Annotated in this window: 16 protein-coding genes; 3 read left to right on the forward strand and 13 right to left on the reverse strand. The window is 65.7% G+C overall.

What is annotated here, in order from left to right:
* Nucleotides 1-43: 43 nt before the first annotated feature.
* The 3 genes from NJG22_RS11950 to plsB form a co-directional block, all read right to left on the reverse strand.
* Entirely contained in the window at nucleotides 44-730 is a 687-nt protein-coding gene (locus tag NJG22_RS11950; RefSeq protein WP_253094760.1) for a DUF4197 domain-containing protein, read from the reverse strand.
* A gap of 36 nt (nucleotides 731-766) precedes the next feature.
* Nucleotides 767-1,165, reverse strand: coding sequence for a YbaY family lipoprotein (locus tag NJG22_RS11955; RefSeq protein WP_253094762.1), 399 nt, complete (start codon nucleotides 1,163-1,165; stop codon nucleotides 767-769).
* A 111-nt stretch (nucleotides 1,166-1,276) separates the two neighbouring features.
* Complete coding sequence (plsB, locus tag NJG22_RS11960; RefSeq protein ID WP_253094764.1) at nucleotides 1,277-3,766, reverse strand: glycerol-3-phosphate 1-O-acyltransferase PlsB; 2,490 nt, start codon at nucleotides 3,764-3,766, stop codon at nucleotides 1,277-1,279.
* Between the two features lie 236 nt (nucleotides 3,767-4,002).
* Between plsB and NJG22_RS11965 the strand changes: the two genes are divergently transcribed.
* Nucleotides 4,003-4,212, forward strand: coding sequence for a cold-shock protein (locus tag NJG22_RS11965; RefSeq protein ID WP_011535295.1), 210 nt, complete (start codon nucleotides 4,003-4,005; stop codon nucleotides 4,210-4,212).
* A 64-nt stretch (nucleotides 4,213-4,276) separates the two neighbouring features.
* Here the strand turns inward: NJG22_RS11965 and NJG22_RS11970 are convergent, their stop codons facing one another.
* From NJG22_RS11970 to NJG22_RS11985, 4 genes are all read right to left on the reverse strand, one after another.
* Nucleotides 4,277-4,654 carry a hypothetical protein gene (locus NJG22_RS11970; RefSeq protein ID WP_253094766.1) on the reverse strand — a complete coding sequence of 126 codons (378 nt, stop codon included), beginning with the start codon at nucleotides 4,652-4,654 and terminating at the stop codon, nucleotides 4,277-4,279.
* Nucleotides 4,655-4,673: 19 nt separating this feature from the next.
* Nucleotides 4,674-5,486 (reverse strand): putative RNA methyltransferase, encoded by an 813-nt coding sequence (locus NJG22_RS11975; protein WP_253094768.1) that lies wholly within the window; start codon nucleotides 5,484-5,486, stop codon nucleotides 4,674-4,676.
* Entirely contained in the window at nucleotides 5,486-6,637 is a 1,152-nt protein-coding gene (gene dapE / locus NJG22_RS11980) for a succinyl-diaminopimelate desuccinylase (protein ID WP_253094770.1), read from the reverse strand. The genes NJG22_RS11975 and dapE overlap by 1 nt, the downstream gene beginning before the upstream one ends.
* Before the next feature lie 183 nt (nucleotides 6,638-6,820).
* Nucleotides 6,821-9,412 (reverse strand): glycosyltransferase, encoded by a 2,592-nt coding sequence (locus tag NJG22_RS11985; protein ID WP_253094771.1) that lies wholly within the window; start codon nucleotides 9,410-9,412, stop codon nucleotides 6,821-6,823.
* A gap of 241 nt (nucleotides 9,413-9,653) precedes the next feature.
* Between NJG22_RS11985 and tcdA the strand changes: the two genes are divergently transcribed.
* Nucleotides 9,654-10,463, forward strand: a complete 810-nt coding sequence (gene tcdA / locus NJG22_RS11990) for a tRNA cyclic N6-threonylcarbamoyladenosine(37) synthase TcdA (protein WP_217849560.1) — start codon at nucleotides 9,654-9,656, stop codon at nucleotides 10,461-10,463.
* Nucleotides 10,464-10,594: 131 nt separating this feature from the next.
* Here tcdA and NJG22_RS11995 read toward each other — a convergent pair whose 3' ends face one another.
* The 4 genes from NJG22_RS11995 to NJG22_RS12010 all read right to left on the reverse strand — a co-directional run bounded on the left by NJG22_RS11995 (nucleotide 10,595) and on the right by NJG22_RS12010 (nucleotide 13,711).
* Nucleotides 10,595-11,005: a SufE family protein gene (locus NJG22_RS11995; RefSeq protein ID WP_253094772.1), complete on the reverse strand. Its 411-nt coding sequence runs from the start codon at nucleotides 11,003-11,005 to the stop codon at nucleotides 10,595-10,597.
* Nucleotides 11,002-12,207, reverse strand: coding sequence for a cysteine desulfurase (locus tag NJG22_RS12000; RefSeq protein WP_253094773.1), 1,206 nt, complete (start codon nucleotides 12,205-12,207; stop codon nucleotides 11,002-11,004). The genes NJG22_RS11995 and NJG22_RS12000 overlap by 4 nt, the downstream gene beginning before the upstream one ends.
* Nucleotides 12,208-12,286: 79 nt before the next feature.
* Nucleotides 12,287-13,321, reverse strand: coding sequence for a 2,3,4,5-tetrahydropyridine-2,6-dicarboxylate N-succinyltransferase (gene dapD / locus NJG22_RS12005; RefSeq protein WP_253094774.1), 1,035 nt, complete (start codon nucleotides 13,319-13,321; stop codon nucleotides 12,287-12,289).
* Nucleotides 13,322-13,363: 42 nt separating this feature from the next.
* Nucleotides 13,364-13,711, reverse strand: a complete 348-nt coding sequence (locus tag NJG22_RS12010; RefSeq protein WP_217849553.1) for an ArsC family reductase — start codon at nucleotides 13,709-13,711, stop codon at nucleotides 13,364-13,366.
* 273 nt (nucleotides 13,712-13,984) lie between these two features.
* On the opposite strand from NJG22_RS12010, the gene NJG22_RS12015 reads away from it, so the two are divergent.
* Nucleotides 13,985-15,631 (forward strand): Na+/H+ antiporter, encoded by a 1,647-nt coding sequence (locus NJG22_RS12015; RefSeq protein WP_253094775.1) that lies wholly within the window; start codon nucleotides 13,985-13,987, stop codon nucleotides 15,629-15,631.
* Here NJG22_RS12015 and NJG22_RS12020 read toward each other — a convergent pair.
* Entirely contained in the window at nucleotides 15,628-16,374 is a 747-nt protein-coding gene (locus NJG22_RS12020; RefSeq protein WP_253094776.1) for a hypothetical protein, read from the reverse strand. The two genes, NJG22_RS12015 and NJG22_RS12020, sit on opposite strands and share 4 nt — an antisense overlap.
* Before the next feature lie 120 nt (nucleotides 16,375-16,494).
* Nucleotides 16,495-17,688: a succinyldiaminopimelate transaminase gene (dapC, locus tag NJG22_RS12025; RefSeq protein WP_253094777.1), complete on the reverse strand. Its 1,194-nt coding sequence runs from the start codon at nucleotides 17,686-17,688 to the stop codon at nucleotides 16,495-16,497.
* Nucleotides 17,689-17,690: the final 2 nt, after the last annotated feature.

Below are 17,690 nucleotides of genomic sequence, written 5' to 3' on the forward strand. Positions count from 1 at the left end.
CAGCAAGGCTGGCTCCTACGGGGATCGCGTCACCTGGGCCGGCTCAAAGCGCGCCGAACACCTTCTTGGCCAGGCTGGTGGCGGCACCGGCCGGGTTCTGGCGGATGTTCTCTTCCTGCTTGCCGATCATTTCGAACAGGCCATCCAGGGCCTTCTCGGTCACGTAGTTCTCGATGTTGGCGTCATCCTTGATCAGGCCCAGGCCCTTGGCCTGCCCGGCGAAGCTGTTGTATTGCTGGGCCAGGCCGACCTTGTCGGTGGCCTGCTTGACGATCGGCAGGAACTTGGCGCGGATCTGCTCGCGGCTGCTCTTGTTCAGGTACTGGGTGGCCGAGTCCTGGCCGCCCCTGAGGATGCCCTTGGCATCGGTCACGGTCATCTTCTTCACGGCATCCACGAGGATCGCCTGGGCCTGCGGCACAGCGGCCTCGGCGGCCTTGTTCATGCTGGTTTCCAGGGCTTCGACCTGATCACCCTTGCCGAACATTTTCATCGCCTTGGCCGCCTTGCCCAGGTTGCCCGGCAGCTCGATGCGCACGTCTGGGTTGTTGCTGAAACCACCCGGGGTGCTCAGCTGCTTGACGGCGATCTGCGCGCCTTGGGTGAGGGCGTCCTTCAGGCCGCCGGAGGCGTCGCTTTGCGACAGGTCGCCAAGGGACAGGGCCAGGGCGCTGGCTGACAGCAGCAGGCCGGCGCACAGGGTGGTGAAGCGCAGGGAGGTGCGAAGCATGGGATTTCCTTATGGGCAGAATGGAACGAACGGGGTTCAGCGCACCGGGTCGACCTTGACCCGCAGCGGCAGGCTGTCGCTGCCGTCGAGCTGGACGCCGTGGTGCTCGGTGTTGATGAACAATAGCTTGCCGCCCAGCTCGATGCGTGCGCTCACCGCGTAGCGGTGGCCGGGCTTGATCTGGGCCGGGTCGTACTCGAGGTGGAACGGCAGCGGCACGTTGCCTTTGACTGGGCCGGCCTGGCGGGCCAGGGTCACGGCCGGGGCGTCCATCAGCGACACGTCCTGCAGCTCGACGCTGAGGGTGGCGGCCGCTGGCAGGGCCATGCGCTGCAGGTAGAAGACCTCGCCGTCCAGGCTGGCCTGGGGCGAGGAGGTGTTGCTGGAGCACGCTGCGAGCAGGGAGGCGCAGCACAGCATCAAGAGTTTTTTCATGGTGTCTCCGGTGTACATGAGGCTGGCGTGTGGCCAGCCTCAGGGACTTTAGCGGATTTTTTCGTACAGCATGGCGGGTGGCGCCCCTGTAGCCGACGCAAGCGCGCATGGTCACTCAAGCGCCACGGGCTCCGGCGTTTCATCCCGGTGCAGCGCCACCTGGCGAATCGACAGGCGCAGCTCGGCCGACAGCACGCGCTTGGCCACGCCTTCGGCCAGTTCGGCGAGCTTGTCGCGGTAGCCCAGCTTGCCGTCGGCATCAGGCTGTAGCACGCCTTCGCGCACCAGGGTCTGGATGAAGTGGCGGAACAGGGTCTTGTCGAAGAACTCCGGGGCGTTGAGCCCATGCAGGATCGACAGGCGCTGGCCCATCATCACGCACAACTCTTCCAGTTCCTCGGCATTCAGCGTGTGCTGGCCGCTGTTGAGCAGCAGCGAGGTGGCCATGTAGAAGCGCTGCAGGGTCTGGGTGATGGTCCGTGCCAGCAGGGTCAACAGCACGAACTGCCGCGAGCTCGGCGCCGGGCGCAGGTACAGCTCGCCCTCCTGGCGCAGCAGGCCCTGCTCGACCAGCGCCGCCAACCACTGGTCGATCACCTCGTCCAGTTGCTCGGGTGCCCAGCGCAGGAACAGTTCGGCCTGCAGGTAGGGATACAGCGCCCGTACATACTGGCCCAGCAGCTCGCGGCTCATGCGCGAGCTGCTGAGGAAGAAGCTCGCCAGCAGCCCCGGCAGGGCAAAGATGTGCAGGACGTTGTTGCGGTAGTAGGTCATCAGCACCGCGTTGGCTTCGTCCAGGTAGAGGATGCGGCCCAGCGCGTCCTTCTGCTCGGCCAGCAGGTCCATGCCCAGTACATGCTCGATCAGCGCCTTGCCGTCGCCTTCGGGCAGGGTGGTGTGGGGCGAGTAGGGCACCTGGCGCAGCAAGGCCAGGTACAGGTCGAGCACGCGGGTCAGGGCGCGTTCGTCCAGGGCCAGGCGGGTGGTCGACAACAGCGCCAGGGCCACCAGGTTGACCGGGTTGATCGCCGCCGCCTCGTTGAGGTGGCGGGCCACGGTCTCGCCCAGGCGGGTGGTGGTGTCGTTGAGCCAGGCCGGGCGGAACTGCGGGCCGAGCGCCTGCTCGCGCCAGCCGGGCTGTTGCTGGTCGAGGAAGCTGTTCAGGCGAATCGGCTCGCCGAAGTTGACATAGACCTGGCCGAAGCGCTGCTTGAGCGCGCCGATGACCTTGAAAATGTCGAAGATCGATTCTTTCTTCTTGCTCGCGCCGCGCAGCTCGCCGAGGTAGGTGCGGCCTTCGAGCACCCGTTCGTAGCCGATGTACACCGGTACGAAGACGATCGGCGTGCGCGAGGAGCGCAGGAAGCTGCGCAGGGTGATCGCCAGCATGCCGGTGCGCGGCTGCAGCATGCGCCCGGTGCGCGAGCGCCCGCCCTCGACGAAGTACTCCACCGGGAAGCCCTTGCTGAACAGGGTGTGCAGGTATTCGTTGAACACCGCGGTGTACAGCGGGTTGCCCTTGAAGGTGCGGCGCATGAAGAACGCCCCGCCGCGGCGCAGCAGGCCGCCGATCACCGGCATGTTGAGGTTGATGCCGGCGGCGATGTGCGGCGGTGTCAGGCCGTTGCGGAACAGCAGGTAGGACAGCAGCAGGTAGTCGATGTGGCTGCGGTGGCAGGGTACGTAGATCACTTCGTGGCCCGGGGCGATGCCCTGCACCTGCTCGATGTGGTTGACCTTGATGCCGTCGTAGATCTTGTTCCAGAACCAGCTGAGCACCACTTCGAGGAAGCGGATGGCGGTGTAGGTGTAGTCCGAGGCGATCTCGTTGCCGTAGTGCAGCGCCTTGGCTTCGGCCTTGGCATAGGGGATCTTCTCGCGGTCGGCCTCGTCGCTGATGGCCTGGCGCACCAGCGGGTCGTGGACCAGGCCCTTGACCAGGTTGCGACGGTGCGAGATATCCGGGCCGATCACCGCGGTCTTCAGGTTGCGAAAATGCACGCGCATCATGCGTTGGGCCATGCGCACGGTGCGCTCGTGGCCCTTGTTATGGGCCACCAGCTCGCGCAGGTGGATGGGCGCGGAGAACTGCACGCGGGTCTTGCGCCCCAGGATCAACACGCTGAGCAGGCGGCGCAGGCGGCCGGTGACGGCCCAGCTGTCGGCGAACAGCAGTTTCCACGGGCTCGACTCGCTGGCCGGGGTCTGGCCCCAGAACACGCTCACCGGAATGATCTGGGCATCTTCCTCGGCATGCTGGCTGATCGCCGCGACCAGGCGCTCGAGGGTGGGCGGCGCGCCACGCTTGTCATGGCGGCCGAGCCAGTCCGGGTCGGGAGTCAGGTAGAAGAACGCGGCCGGCTCTTGCAGGGGGCCTACGCTGACCGGCAGCACTGGGCGTGGCAGCCCCGCTTTGGTGCATTCGTGGTCGATGACCGCCAGGTCGGTGAGCGACGGCGAGGGCAGGGCGTAGAACACCGGACGGCTGCGGTCGAGCTTGAGGGTGAGCGAGGACTGGTTGATGGTCTCGGAGCGCACCCACAGGTACAGCACGCGACGCAGGGCGCCGAAGATAAGGCGGCGCAGGGGAGAACGGGTCATGGGGTGGGGCCCTGGTGAAGTTTCGGTGTTTTACAGGCGGTTAGTCTGCCGTATCTGCGTAAGTTCAGCAAAATTCGGCGATTCTCCCGGCCGTCATGAAATTTTTTTGTTGCCTGTCATATACTCGGCCTGCCGCTTGCAAGATAGTTTGGGCAAGCGGCGTTGGCACGGGGCATTGAGCGGTTGATCCCGTGCCTGCAAGGCGATCTTCAAAATAAAAATCCGGAGTAGTTCAGATGTCGTCTCGTGAGACTGGGAATGTGAAGTGGTTCAACGATGCCAAGGGTTATGGCTTCATTCAGCGCGAAGGTGGTGCGGACGTGTTCGTCCACTATCGGGCTATCCGCGGTGAGGGGCATCGCACCCTGGTCGAGGGGCAGCAGGTTGAATACGCCCTCGTGCAAGGCCAGAAAGGCCTGCAAGCCGAGGACGTGGTAGGGCTCTAAGCCTTAGGCCGTACGCTCAAGCTGCAAGTTGACCGTGGAACTTGCAGCCTGATGCGCAGTGTCATCAGCTGGTGCGCCAGGTGATTTCCTGTTCACCGTCGGCGCTGATGCGGATCCAGCGATCGGCATCTTCTTCCCCATCTTCCTCGCTCCAGCTACCTGGCGCGCAACGTACTTCGACGTTGAGTGCGGCAAATGCCGCGCGGGCGCAGGCGATGTCGTCGGCCCAGGGCGTCTGGTCGCTTTCCAGGTACAGGCTGTTCCATTTCCCCACAGCCTTGGGTAACCAGGTGACCGGAATGTTACCGGCCGTGCACTTGAAGGTCTGGCCTTTTTGCTTCCATTCGCTGCACGGGCCCAGGGCCTGGGTCAGCCAGTTGGCGATCTGCTTGTGGTCGACCTCGTCGTCCTTGAGGTAGATCTCGATATCGGGTTGACGCATGGGGGGCTCCGGTGTGTGCTCAGTCTTGGCGCACGAAATAGTCATAACGCATGGAAACCGTGACCTCGAACGGCTCGGGCTGGTCGATGACCTGCGCGCGTTTCTCGGCGCTGGCGCGCCAGCCGTGCGGGGTCATGGCCAGCAGGTCGGCACGGGCCTTGGCCTCGACCAGGCTCAGGCGAAAGTCCAGGGTTTCGCTGTGGGCGTGGTGCATGCCATGCGGCACCAGCGCCAGGTGCTTGTCGTCGGCATAGGGGCGTACTTCATCGTAGAGCACCTCGCGCAGTTCCATCAGGTGGCCGCTGGTTGGGCCAACCCGCATCAGGCCGCCACCGGGGGCGAGCAGGCGCTTGGCTTCGGCCCAGTCCAGCGGGCTGAACACGCTGGCGATGAAGCCGCAGCTGGCGTCGGCCAGGGGCACGCGGGCCATGCTGGCGACCATCCAGGTGAGCTGCGGGGCGCGGCGGCAGGCGCGCTTGACCGCCTCGCGGGAGATGTCCAGGGCATAGCCGTCGGCTGCCGGCAGGGCCTGGGCGATCTGCGCGGTGTAGTAGCCCTCGCCGCAGCCGATGTCCAGCCAGGCGCCTGGCTGGCGCTCGGCGGCCAGGTGCGCCAGGCGGCCGGCCACTGGCGCATAGTGGCCGGCGTCGAGGAAGTCGCGGCGGGCTTGAACCATGGCCTGGTTGTCGCCGGGGTCGCGGCTGTTCTTGTGCTGCACCGGCAGCAGGTTCAGGTAGCCCTGGCGGGCGCGGTCGAAGCGGTGGCCGGCTGGGCAGGCCACGCCGTTGTCGAGACGCGCCAGGGGCGCCTGGCAAAGAGGGCAGGCGAGCATCAGGCGAGCAACCGTACCATTGTCTGGTAGTAGATCTCGGTGAGCAGGTCGAGGTCGCTGGCCAGGATGCGCTCATCCACCTGGTGAATGGTGGCGTTGACCGGGCCGAGCTCGACCACCTGGGTGCCCATGGTGGCGATGAAGCGGCCATCGGACGTGCCGCCGCTGGTCGACGGCCGGGTCTGGCGGCCGGTGACCGCCTTGATGCTCGAGGACACCGCATCGAGCAGCTCGCCCGGCTCGGTGAGGAACGGCAGGCCCGACAGCGCCCAGTCGATGTGCCACTGCAGCTGATGCTTGTCGAGGATCGCCGCGACCCGCTGTTGCAGGCCTTCGACGGTCGATTCGGTAGAGAAACGGAAGTTGAACAGCGCCGTCAGCTCGCCCGGGACCACGTTGGTGGCGCCGGTGCCAGCGTTGAGGTTGGAGATCTGGAAGCTGGTCGGCGGGAAGAACGCATTGCCTTCGTCCCAGTGCTCGGCGGCAAGCTCGGCCAGGGCCGGGGCGGCCAGGTGGATCGGGTTGCGTGCCAGGTGCGGGTAGGCCACGTGGCCCTGCTTGCCGCGTACGGTCAGGGTGGCGCCGAGCGAGCCACGGCGGCCGTTCTTGACCACGTCGCCGAGCAGGCTGGTGCTCGACGGCTCGCCGACGATGCACCAGTCCAGGCGTTCGTTGCGTGCCTTCAGGCGCTCGACCACCGCCTTGGTACCGTGGTGGGCCGGGCCTTCCTCGTCACTGGTAATCAGGAAAGCGACCTTGCCGCGGTGGTTCGGGTAGTCCTGCACGAAGCGCTCGCAGGCCACCACCATCGATGCCAGGCTGCCTTTCATGTCGGCGGCGCCGCGGCCGCAGAGCATGCCGTCGGCGTCGATCAGTGCCTCGAACGGTTCATGCTGCCACTGCTGCACGGGGCCGGTGGGCACCACGTCGGTGTGGCCGGCAAAGCACAGTACCGGGCCATCCTGGCTGCCGTGGCTGGCCCAGAAGTTGTCGACGTCTTCGATACGCATCGGCTCGAGCTGGAAGCCGACGGCGCCCAGGCGGTTCATCATCTGGGTCTGGCAGTCGGCGTCGACCGGGGTGACCGAGGGGCGGCGGATCAGGTCGCAGGCCAGTTGCAGGGTAGGCGAAAGCTCGGCTGGGGCCGTCATTGCAGGACTCCGGGGCAAGGCAAGGCGGGGGAAACTGAGGGGCGTTATCTTATATCAAACTGATAGGCCAATGGGGCCGCTGTGCGGCCCTTTCGCGACACAAGGCCGCTCCTACAGGCGTACGCGATCCCCTGTAGGAGCGGCCTTGTGTCGCGAAAGGGGCGCAACGCGCCCCCGGCGATCTCAAGCCTGTTGTGGCTCTGCAACCTTCTCGGCGGGCTTGGGCAGCGACGACAGCAACGCCATCACCAGCGCCGCCAGGTACGGCAGCGACTGCACCAGCAGCATCGCCACCCAGAAGCGCATGTCCGAACTCGGCAGCCCCTGCACCAGGTAGATCCCCAGCGCGGCGCCCCACAGCATCAGCATGATGAACAGCTCTTCGCGGGCTTCGGCAAGCGCCACCAACAGGCCATGGCTGTCGGCGTTCTTCGGCGTGCGGAAGAACGGCATGCTGCTGGTGAAGAAGCCGTACAGCACTGCCTTGGCGATGGTGTGCGACAGCGCCAGCCCCGCCAGGGCCGCGGCGAAGGCATCCTTCAGGTCGACCCCCACCGCACGGCGGTAGAGGAACAGGATCTTGCCGACCTTGAAGAAGAACAGCGCCAGCGGCGGGATGGCGAACATCATCAGCGGCGGGTCGACCCGATGCGGCACGATGATCATCGCCGCCGACCACAGCAGCGCGCCGACGGTGAAGAAGATGTTCATGCCATCGGCGATCCACGGCAGCCAGCCGGCCAGGAAGTGGTAGCGTTGGCCACGGGTCAGTTCGCTGTCCTTGCCGCGCAGCAACGCGCTGGCGTGGTGCTTGATGATCTGGATGGCGCCGTAGGCCCAGCGGAAGCGCTGCTTCTTGAAGTCGATGAAGGTGTCGGGCATCAGGCCCTTGCCGTAGCTGTTGTGGGCATAGGCGGCCGACAGGCCCTTTTCGAACACGCGCAGGCCCAGTTCGGCGTCTTCGCAGATGCACCACTCGGCCCAGCCGAGCTCCTCGAGCACGCTGCGCCTGGTCATGGTCATGGTGCCGTGCTGGATGATCGCGTCACGGTCGTTGCGGGTGACCATGCCGATATGGAAGAAGCCCTTGTACTCGCTGTAGCACAGCTTCTTGAAGGCGCTTTCGTGCTGGTCGCGGTAGTCCTGGGGCGACTGCACCACGGCGATCTTCGGGTCGGCGAAATGCGGCACCATGTGCTTGAGCCAATTGCGGTCGACGCAGTAGTCCGAGTCGATCACCGCGATCACCTCGGCGTCCTTGGCGGTGTGCGGTATCAGGTAGTTCAGCGCGCCGCCCTTGAAGCCGGCCAGGGGCGCGACATGGAAGAACCTGAAACGCTCGCCGAGCTTTTCGCAGTGGGCCTTGAGCGGCTCCCACACGGCCGGGTCCTTGGTGTTGTTGTCGATCACCAGCACTTCGTAGTCCGGGTAGTCCAGCGCGGCGAGGGCGTCGAGGGTCTGCTTGACCATCTCCGGCGGCTCGTTGTAGCACGGCACATGCACCGACACTTTCGGCCGGTAGGCGCTGTCGCCCTGTACCGGCAGGAACTCCCTGCGGCGCTTGTGAATCCACACCGCCTCGGCCAGTTCATGGGCCTCGGTCAGCAGCACGATGAACACGCCCAGGGCGCCGAGCGCCAGCAGCACGCCCACGGTCAGGCTGAACCAGGTGCTGTACTGCTGGCTGTAGTCGTAGGCGATCCACACCAGCACCGAGCCGCACAGGAAGGTGATGAAGGTGAGGAAGGTTCGCCCGCGCTGGCGCAGGGCCGAGCCGTCGATCAGCAGGATGGCCAGGGCGATCATCGCCAGTACCACCGAGGCCACGGCCAGGGCGCGCCACTGCGGGATCGCCACGATCGGCCCCTCGAAGTTGAACTTCTGCTGGCGCTCGGCGTTGTACACGCCCCAGTAGGCGCCTACCGAGCCTTCGTCGCTGGCCTTCCATGGCTGGTCGTAGGCCTCGATGACGAAGTAGTTGTAGCCACGACGGTTGAGGGTGTTGACCAAGGTGCGCAGGTAGATGGCCTGGTCGGCCTGGGTGGCGTCGGCGCCGCCGCGCATGCGACCGTTGCTTGGCCAGCCGACTTCCGAGAGCAGCAGCGGCTTGCGCGGGAACTGCTTGCGCAGTTCGCGGGCGCGGTCGAGGACGAACTGCACCGAGTCCTGCATCGGCACGAACTCCCAGTACGGCAGGATGTGCGCGGCGATCAGGTCGACGTGCTTGGCCAGTTCAGGATGCTCCTGCCAGACATGCCACTGTTCACTGGTGGTCACCGGCACCTTGACCGCGGCGCGTACCCGGTCCAGGTAGCCGATCAGTTGCTCGGCGCTGACCTCCTTGCGGAACAGCGCCTCGTTGCCGACCACCACCCGCACCACGCTGCGCGAGGTGTTGGCCAGGCCAATGGCCTTCTCGATTTCGCGTTCGTTGCGTTCCTGGTCATCGCTGATCCAGATGCCCAGGGTAACGCGCAGGCCAAGCTCCTCGGCCAAGCGCGGCACTTCGGCCTGGGTGCCCTCGACGGTGTAGATGCGGATGTTGTCGGTCAGCTTGTTGAGCTGCTCGAGGTCCTGGCGGATCTCGTCCTCGCTGGGGTACTGGCCTTTCTGCGGGCTCTGGCCCAGGCGGAACGGCGAGTAGGAAAACCCGGAGACCTGCTCAGGCCAGGCAGGGGCGGATACCGGACGGTTGATCAGGGCCCAGAACCCGGTGAACAGCGCGGCGATGGCCAGCACCACCACCAGGTTGAGACCGAATTTGCGTGATGACATAGGTGTGCGTGGTTCCGAAGAGAGGCGCGGGGCATGGTGTCTGGCTGCAAGTCCTACACTGCCAGGGCAGGCAATGCGTTGGATTTTCGACAAGGGATGAAGTTCTTGGCCCGCTCGGTTGTCGTTCAGATCGTTGTACGTAATGGGACATTAAAGCAGGCTTGGCAGGACTCTTGCCAACGCGGTCCCGGAATCACCCCGCTTGGCCTATAATGCGCGCCGGATTTTTCGAGGTAGCAGCATGAGCACAGAAGACCCCCGCTTCGCCGGCGTTGCCCGGCTCTACGGCGACGACGGCCTGCAGCGCCTGCGCCAGGCCCATGTGGCCATCGTCGGTATCGGCGGGGTGGGCTCGTGGGCGGCCGAAGCCCTGGCCCGCAGTGGCGTGGGCGAGATCAGCCTGTTCGACCTGGACGACGTGTGCGTCAGCAACACCAACCGCCAGGCCCATGCCCTCGAGGGCATGGTCGGGCGTGCCAAGGTCGAGGTGATGGCCGAGCGCCTGCGCGCCATCAACCCGGCCTGCACGGTGCACGCGGTGGCCGACTTCGTCACCCGCGAGACCATGGCCGAGTACATCACCGAGCAGCTGGACTGCGTGATCGACTGCATCGACAGCGTGATGGCCAAGGCCGCGCTGATCGCCTGGTGCCGGCGGCGCAAGATCGCCGTGGTCACCACCGGTGGCGCAGGCGGGCAGATCGACCCGACGCAGATCCAGATCGGCGACCTGAACAAGACCTTCAACGACCCGCTGGCCTCGCGGGTGCGCTCGACCCTGCGCCGGGACTACAACTTCTCGCGCAATACCAGCCGCAACTATGGCGTGCCGTGCGTGTTCTCCAGCGAGCAGCTGCGCTATCCCAAGGGCGATGGCAGCGTGTGCCTGCAGAAAAGCTTCGTCGGCGAAGGCGTGCGCCTGGACTGTGCCGGTGGGTTCGGTGCGGTGATGATGGTGACCGCGACGTTCGGCATGGTCGCGGCGAGCAAGGCCGTTGAAAAACTGGTCGCCGGCGCGCGGCGGCCTTCAGAGCGGGTCAAGCCCCTGTAGGAGCGGCCTTGTGTCGCGAAAGGGCTGCGAAGCGGCCCCGGCGATAGTGATTACCCCGCAATTTCCGGGGCCGCTACGCGCCCCTTTCGCGACACAAGGCCGCTCCTACCCGTGCGAGTGCTGCCTTGGCGTCAGTGAGTGGTCGCCAACTCGGTCATCTTCAGCAACACCGCATGCAGCCCATTGCTGCGCGACGGCGACAGCTGGCGTTCCAGCCCAAGGCTGCTGAACCAGTCGCCCAGATCGATCGCAGCCAGTTCGTCACTGGCCAGGCCTTGCACACGCACCAGCAGCAGTGCCAGCAAACCGCGCAACAGCCGTGCATCGCTAGCGGCTTTGTAATGCCATTGACCATTTTCCTGTTGCGCCACCAGCCACACCAGGCTCTCACAGCCATGCACTTGGTTGGCCTCGTTCTTCTCGCTGGCGTCCAGTGGCTCCAGCCGATCGCCCCACTGCATCAGCAACCGCGCCCGCTGCTCCCAGCCGCGCGCCTGTTGGAAACTTTCCAGCGCCTGGCTGGCCTCTACCGAAAGGCTCATCGCAGCAGCTCCAGGCCCTGGTCAAGCGCGTCGAAGAAGCGTTGCAGGTCATCGCTGTCGGTGTAGAGCCCGAGGGACACACGGATCGCGCCGTCCAACCCCAGCCCCTTGAGCAAGGGCATGGCGCAGTGATGCCCGGCGCGCACGGCAATGCCCTGTTCGGTCAGCAGGTGGGCGATATCGGCGTTGTGCACCCCGTCGATGACGAAACTGGCGAGCGCCGCCTGCGGCGAGCCAAGCAGGCGAACGCCTTCGCGATCGGCCAGGCCGCGGACCAGGTGCTGGTGCAAGGTGGCCTCATGGGTGGCCACCGCGTTGGCATCGAGGCTGGCCAGGTAGTCCAGGGTGGCACCCAGGCCAATCACCCCGGCGATGGGTGGGGTACCTGCCTCGAAGCCCAGCGGTGCCGGGCGGAAACTGGCGGTCTGGTATTCGGCGAGCTGGACCATTTCGCCGCCAAATTGCCAGTGGCGCAGCAGCCCCAGCGCCTGGGGCCGGCCATGGAGCACACCGACGCCTTCCGGGCCATAGAGCTTGTGGCTGGAGAAAACGTAGAAGTCACAGGCCAGTTGTTGCACATCGTGACGGCCATGGACCACGCCCTGGGCGCCGTCGACCACGGTCAGCGCGCCCTGGGCCTGGGCATGGGCCAGCAGTGGCGCCAGCGGTTGCCAGGTGCCCAGCACGTTGGACAGCTGGCTGATGGCGAGCAGGCGGGTGCGCGGGCCGATCAGTTGCAGGGCCTGATCCAGGTCGACATGGCCCTGCTCGTTCACCGGCAGCACCACCAGACGCAGCTGGCGGCGTTGCGCCATTTGCTGCCAGGGCAACAGGTTGGCGTGGTGTTCCAGGGCGCTGACCGCGATTTCGTCGCCGGCCTCGAAGCGGTGTTCCAAGCCATAGGCCAGCAGGTTCAAGGCCGAGGTGGCGCCGTGGGTGAAGACGATCTGCCGCGAGTCGGCGGCATTGAGCCAGGCGGCGACCTTGTCGCGGGAGCCCTCGAAGGCCTGGGTGGCCAGGGCACCGGGCAGGTGCTGGGCACGGTGCACGTTGGCTGCGCCATGGCCGTAATAGTGGCTCAGGGCATCGAGCAGGGCCTGGGGCTTCTGCGTGGTGGCGGCGCTGTCCAGGTAGGTCTGGTGCTGGCGTTGCAGGGCGGCGATGGCGGGAAAGTCGGCACGCCAGGGGGAGGGCTGGAACATGGTCGCGGGGCCTGGAATGAAAAATCGGGTCTGCCCGTAAGAGCAAGACCCGATCTTATCACTTCGAACTCGCAGGTTCTCAGTTGTGGGCGTGCAACGCCTCGTTCAGCTCGATGGCCGACTTGTGGGTCTTGCACTCCACCGCGCCGTTGAGCGAATTGCGGCGGAACAGCAGGTCGGTCTGGCCGGCCAGGTCGCGGGCCTTGACCACCTTGACCAGCTGGTTGTTTTCATCCAGCAGGTTCACCTTGGTGCCGGCGGTGATGTACAGGCCGGCCTCGACGGTGTTGCGATCGCCCAGCGGGATGCCGATACCGGCGTTGGCGCCGATCAGGCAGCCTTCGCCGACCTTGATGACGATGTTGCCGCCACCGGACAGGGTGCCCATGGTCGAGCAGCCGCCGCCCAGGTCCGAGCCCTTGCCGACGAACACGCCGGCCGACACGCGGCCTTCGATCATGCCCGGGCCTTCGGTGCCGGCATTAAAGTTGACGAAGCCTTCGTGCATGATGGTGGTGCCTTCGCCGATGTAGGCGCCCAGGCGCACGCGGGCGGTGTCGGCGATACGCACGCCGGCCGGGACCACGTAGTCGGTCATCTTCGGGAACTTGTCCACCGAGAACACTTCCAGCAGCTCGCCCTTGAGGCGTGCTTCCAGTTGTTGCTCGGCCAGCTCGGCCAGGTCGATGGCGCCCTGGTTGGTCCAGGCCACGTTCGGCAGCAGTGGGAAGATGCCGGCCAGCGACACGCCGTGCGGCTTGACCAGGCGGTGCGACAGCAGGTGCAGCTTGAGGTAGGCCTCTGGGGTGGAGGCCAGCGCGGTGTCCTCGGCCAGCAGGGTGGCGACCAGCGGCTTGTGGCTTTCGGCCAGGCGGGTCAACAGGGCGGCTTGTGCGGCGTCCACGCCCTTGAGTGCTTCAGCCAGTTGCGCGGCCTGGGCGGTGCTGAAGGCGATGGCCTGGTTGCCACCTTCGTAGCCGAGGATCGGCGCGACGGCGGCGACCAGCTCGGCCGATGGCTTGAGCACCGGCTGCGCGTAGAAGACTTCCAGCCAGGCGCCCTGGCGGTTCTGGGTGCCGACACCGAAGGCCAGGCTGAACAGCGATTGAGACATGCGATTACCTCGTGCGAAAAGGGGATGGAGCGTAATGCGGGATCAGGCCAGTGCGGCGGCGTACAGGTCGGGCTTGAAGCCGACCAGGGTGCGCTCGCCGAGGTCGAGCACCGGACGCTTGATCATCGACGGTTGGGCGAGCATCAGCTCGACGGCCTTGGCCTGGTCGAGGTCGGCCTTGCTGGCGTCGTCGAGCTTGCGGAAGGTGGTCCCGGCGCGGTTCAGCACGATTTCCCAGCCGTGTTCGTCGCACCAGCGGTTGAGGCTGTCGCGGTCGATGCCCTGGGTCTTGTAGTCGTGGAAGTCGTAGCCGATGGCCTTTTCTTCAAGCCACGTGCGGGCCTTTTTCATGGTGTCGCAGGCTTTGATGCCGTAGAGAGTGTAAGCCATTGAATGCCTGGGGCAGCCTGGGCGTGCCCGATACTCCTTGAAGAGGGGGGTGGGCCGATTATGCGGTATCGACAGGGTTGGCGCCACGGCTGCGGGCTCATCGGTACGGGGCGATGTGTGTCACGGCGTCACGAGTAGCATTGTGTTACATATTCGTTGGGTGGCTGCGACTATCGTGCAGCGGCCCAAGATCGACGTAGCCCGCTAACATATTGTTTCAATGGCGATGTTTCGCCCCGCTGTCGTTTCTCGAATCACACAGGAAGCTTGCCGATGCAGTCAGCCTATACCGTTCTTATCCTGCTGATGCTGGTGAGCGTTTCCAAACTGGTGGGGCGCCTGTTGCCGCTGCCATTGCCGTTGGTGCAGATCGCCGCCGGTGCCTTGCTGGCGTGGCCGACCCTGGGCCTGCATGTGGTGCTGGACCCGGAGTTGTTCCTGTTCCTGTTCCTGCCACCGCTGCTGTTCGCCGACGGTTGGCGCATGCCCAAGCGCGAGCTGTGGCGTATACGCGGGCCGGTGGTGGCCCTTGCCGTGGGGCTGGTGCTGTTCACCGTGGTCGGCGCCGGGTACTTCATCCACTGGCTGCTGCCGAGCATTCCTCTGCCGGTGGCCTTCGCCCTGGCGGCGGTGCTGTCGCCCACCGATGCGGTGGCGGTCTCGGCCATTACCCAGGACCGTTTGCCCACCCCGCTGATGCACATGCTCCAGGGTGAAGCGCTGATGAACGACGCTTCGGGCCTGGTGACCTTCAAGTTTGCCTTGGCTGCGGCCATTACCGGGGTGTTCTCGCTGACCGAAGCCAGCTTGACGTTCGTCCTGGTCGCCCTGGGCGGCCTGGCGGTGGGCGTGGCGCTGAGCTGGCTGGTGGGGCGCCTGCGCATGTGGATGATCACCCGCGGTTGGGACGACCCGGCCACCCATGTGGTGTTCATGTTGCTGCTGCCCTTTGCCGCCTACGTGCTGGCCGAGCGCCTGGGCGTGTCGGGGATCCTCTCGGCGGTGGCCGCCGGCATGATGCAGAGCTGGCTCGACCTGCTGCCGCGCCAGACCAGCACCCGGCTGCTCAACCGCAGTGTCTGGTCTTTGCTGGAGTTCGCCTTCAATGGCCTGATATTCCTGCTGCTGGGCCTGCAGTTGCCGGACATCATCAAGGCGGTGGTCAGCGACGAGGCGGCGGTATGGCCGACCCTGGCCTGGCGTTGCCTGGACGTGGTGGCGATCTTCGCCGCGCTGGTGCTGTTGCGGTTCATTTGGGTACAGAGCATCTGGCGGGCCATCGGCGTGGTTCGGCGCTGGCGCGGCAAGCCTGCGCTGGTGCTGATGCCGACCGCGCGCTCGTGCTGGCTGCTGACCCTGGGCGGGGTACGTGGCGCGGTAACCCTGGCGGGCGTGATGTCGGTACCGCTGCTGATCGGTGCGGGCAAGGCGTTTCCCGAGCGTGACCTGCTGATCTTCATTGCCGCCGGGGTGATCCTGCTGTCGCTGGTCAGTGCTTGCATCGCCCTGCCGATCCTGCTGCGCGGCGTGATCAAGAGCCCGGATGAGCGCTTGCACCAGGAAGTGCAGGAGGCCTGGCGGCGTACCGCCGAGGCGGCAATCCATGCGCTCGAGGCCGAAGAGGTGATCGATGCCAGCGCGCCGCAGGATGCTGCCCAGACAACCCTGGCCACCGAGCTCAAGGCACGGCTGATGGCCGAGTACCGCGATGAGCTGGACAGCTACAACGACAGTGCCGAGGCCAGGGCGCTGGCCGAGCAAATGGATCAGCTTGAACGCCGTCTGCGCCTGCGCGCTTTGCGTGCGCAGCGTCTGGAGTTGTATGAGCTGCATCGCCAGCACCTGGTGGGGGATGAAGTGGTCCGCCAGGTGCTGGGCGAGCTGGACCTGAGCGAGGCCAACCTCGGGCAGATCCGTTAGCCGTGCTGTTTACATGAAGCTGGATAGACCAGGCGCATGAAGCGCTTGTCCTTCTGGCTGATTTTCAGGTTTTGGCTGCGTTTGAAGTCGTGGTGCGTGAACCTCTGCCTGATGCGGTAATGCATGATCGACTGCCTGTCATAGGGCAGGATGAGCAGGTCGCCGTTGTCGGGCAGTGGCAGGAACTGGGTTGCGAGCTCCTCTTCGATCAGGTCGTCGAGGTGATCACGGTCTTTGGCCTCGTCGGCCAGGGACGTGGCCAGCAACTGGCGCACCGCGTCCAGATCCCAGGGGATATTGGCCTGTGGGTGTTGGTGCTCGTGCTCCATGCCCAATGCGTGGCCGAATTCATGCAGTACCACCGTCTCGAACAACGGGTCGGACAACTTGACCCCCAATGCCATGGTGGCGCCCTCCACGTTCAGGGCCTGGTTTCCCAGGAGGCTGAAATTCACACCTTCCTGCACATCGGTCTGGATGCGGATCTCGGCTTCGTCGACATCGTTGCCGAGGTGTTCGAATGTCAGGTTGGCGTATTTCAGCCATTGGCACGCGGTGTCGAAAACCGCCTTCTCAAGCCATGGGCAGGGCGTGCCGATGAACGAGACCCTGAGTGTCTGGCCTGGGCGCCAGAATGCGGAAGGATCGGCCACCGAGCGTTTCCTGCGCGGCTTCGCCGATTGCGGCAACAGCAACTTCTGGCGCAGGCGGTAGGTTGCGCCTGCCATGAGTACATCGGACATCGTTGTGCACCTTCAGGGGGTTGAGAGGTGCCAACTATCAGTCGCCAGCATGCTGCGCTGGCGGTATTTAATGCTTGCCTTGATGCAGATTGCGCCCCCTGTGAGGGGGCGCGTCTGCCATCAGCGGCCCAGGAACGCGCGAATCCGCTCCGCCGCCTCGATGCACTCGGCCAGCGGCGCGACCAGTGCCATGCGTACGCGGCCGGCGCCTGGGTTGACGCCATCCACTTGCCGCGACAGGTACGACCCCGGCACCACCGTCACATGCTCGGCCTCGAACAGGTCGCGGGTGAAGTCGGCATCGCAGCCCGGCACCTTGGCCCACAGGTAGAAGCTGCCATCGGGGCGTTGCACGTCCAGCACCGGTTGCAGGATCTCGAGCACGGCATCGTACTTGGCCCGGTACAGGTCGCGGTTCTCGCGTACATGGGCTTCATCCTGCCAGGCGGCGACGCTGGCCAGCTGGGTCTGCACCGGCATCGCGCAGCCGTGGTAGGTGCGGTACAGCAGGAATGGCTTGATGATGCTGGCATCGCCGGCGACGAAGCCCGAGCGCAGGCCCGGCAGGTTGGAACGCTTGGACAGGCTGTGGAACACCACGCAGCGCTTGAAGTCACTGCGGCCAAGCTCGGCGCAGGCGCTCAGCAGGCCCGGCGGCGGTGCGTCTTCGTCGAAGTACAGCTCGCTGTAGCACTCGTCGGCGGCGATCACGAAATCATGCGCGTCGGCCAGGGCGATCAGCTTTTTCAAGGTGTCCATCGGCACCAGCGCACCGGTGGGGTTGCCCGGCGAGCACAGGAACAGGATCTGGCAGCGCTTCCACACGTGCGCCGGCACCGCGTCGAAGTCGGGGTTGAAGCCGTTGCTTTCCAGGCACGGCAGGTAGTGCGGGGTGGCGCCGGCCAGCAGCGCCGCGCCCTCGTAGATCTGGTAGAACGGGTTGGGGCTGACCACCAGGCCGTCATCGGCGCGGTTGACCACGGCCTGGGTGAAGGCGAACAGCGCCTCGCGGGTGCCGTTGACCGGCAGGATGTGGCAGTCGGCATCGAGCCAGCCGGCGGGTACGCCGAACCGCCGCTCGCACCACTGGCCGATGGCCTGGCGCAGGGCGGGCAGGCCGATTGTGCTCGGATACACCGCCAGCTTGTCGAGGTTGTCGGCCATGGCCTGGGCGACGAATGCCGGCGAGGCATGCTTCGGCTCGCCGATCGACAGGGCGATGGCGCGCTTGTCGGCTGCCGGCTTCACGGTGCCCAGCAGGGCGCGCAGTTTCTCGAACGGGTAGGGCTGGAGCTGGGTCAAGGCGTGGTTCATCG

This window comes from Pseudomonas sp. VA159-2 (assembly GCF_024126635.1).
Classification (GTDB): Bacteria; Pseudomonadota; Gammaproteobacteria; order Pseudomonadales; family Pseudomonadaceae; genus Aquipseudomonas; species Aquipseudomonas muyukensis.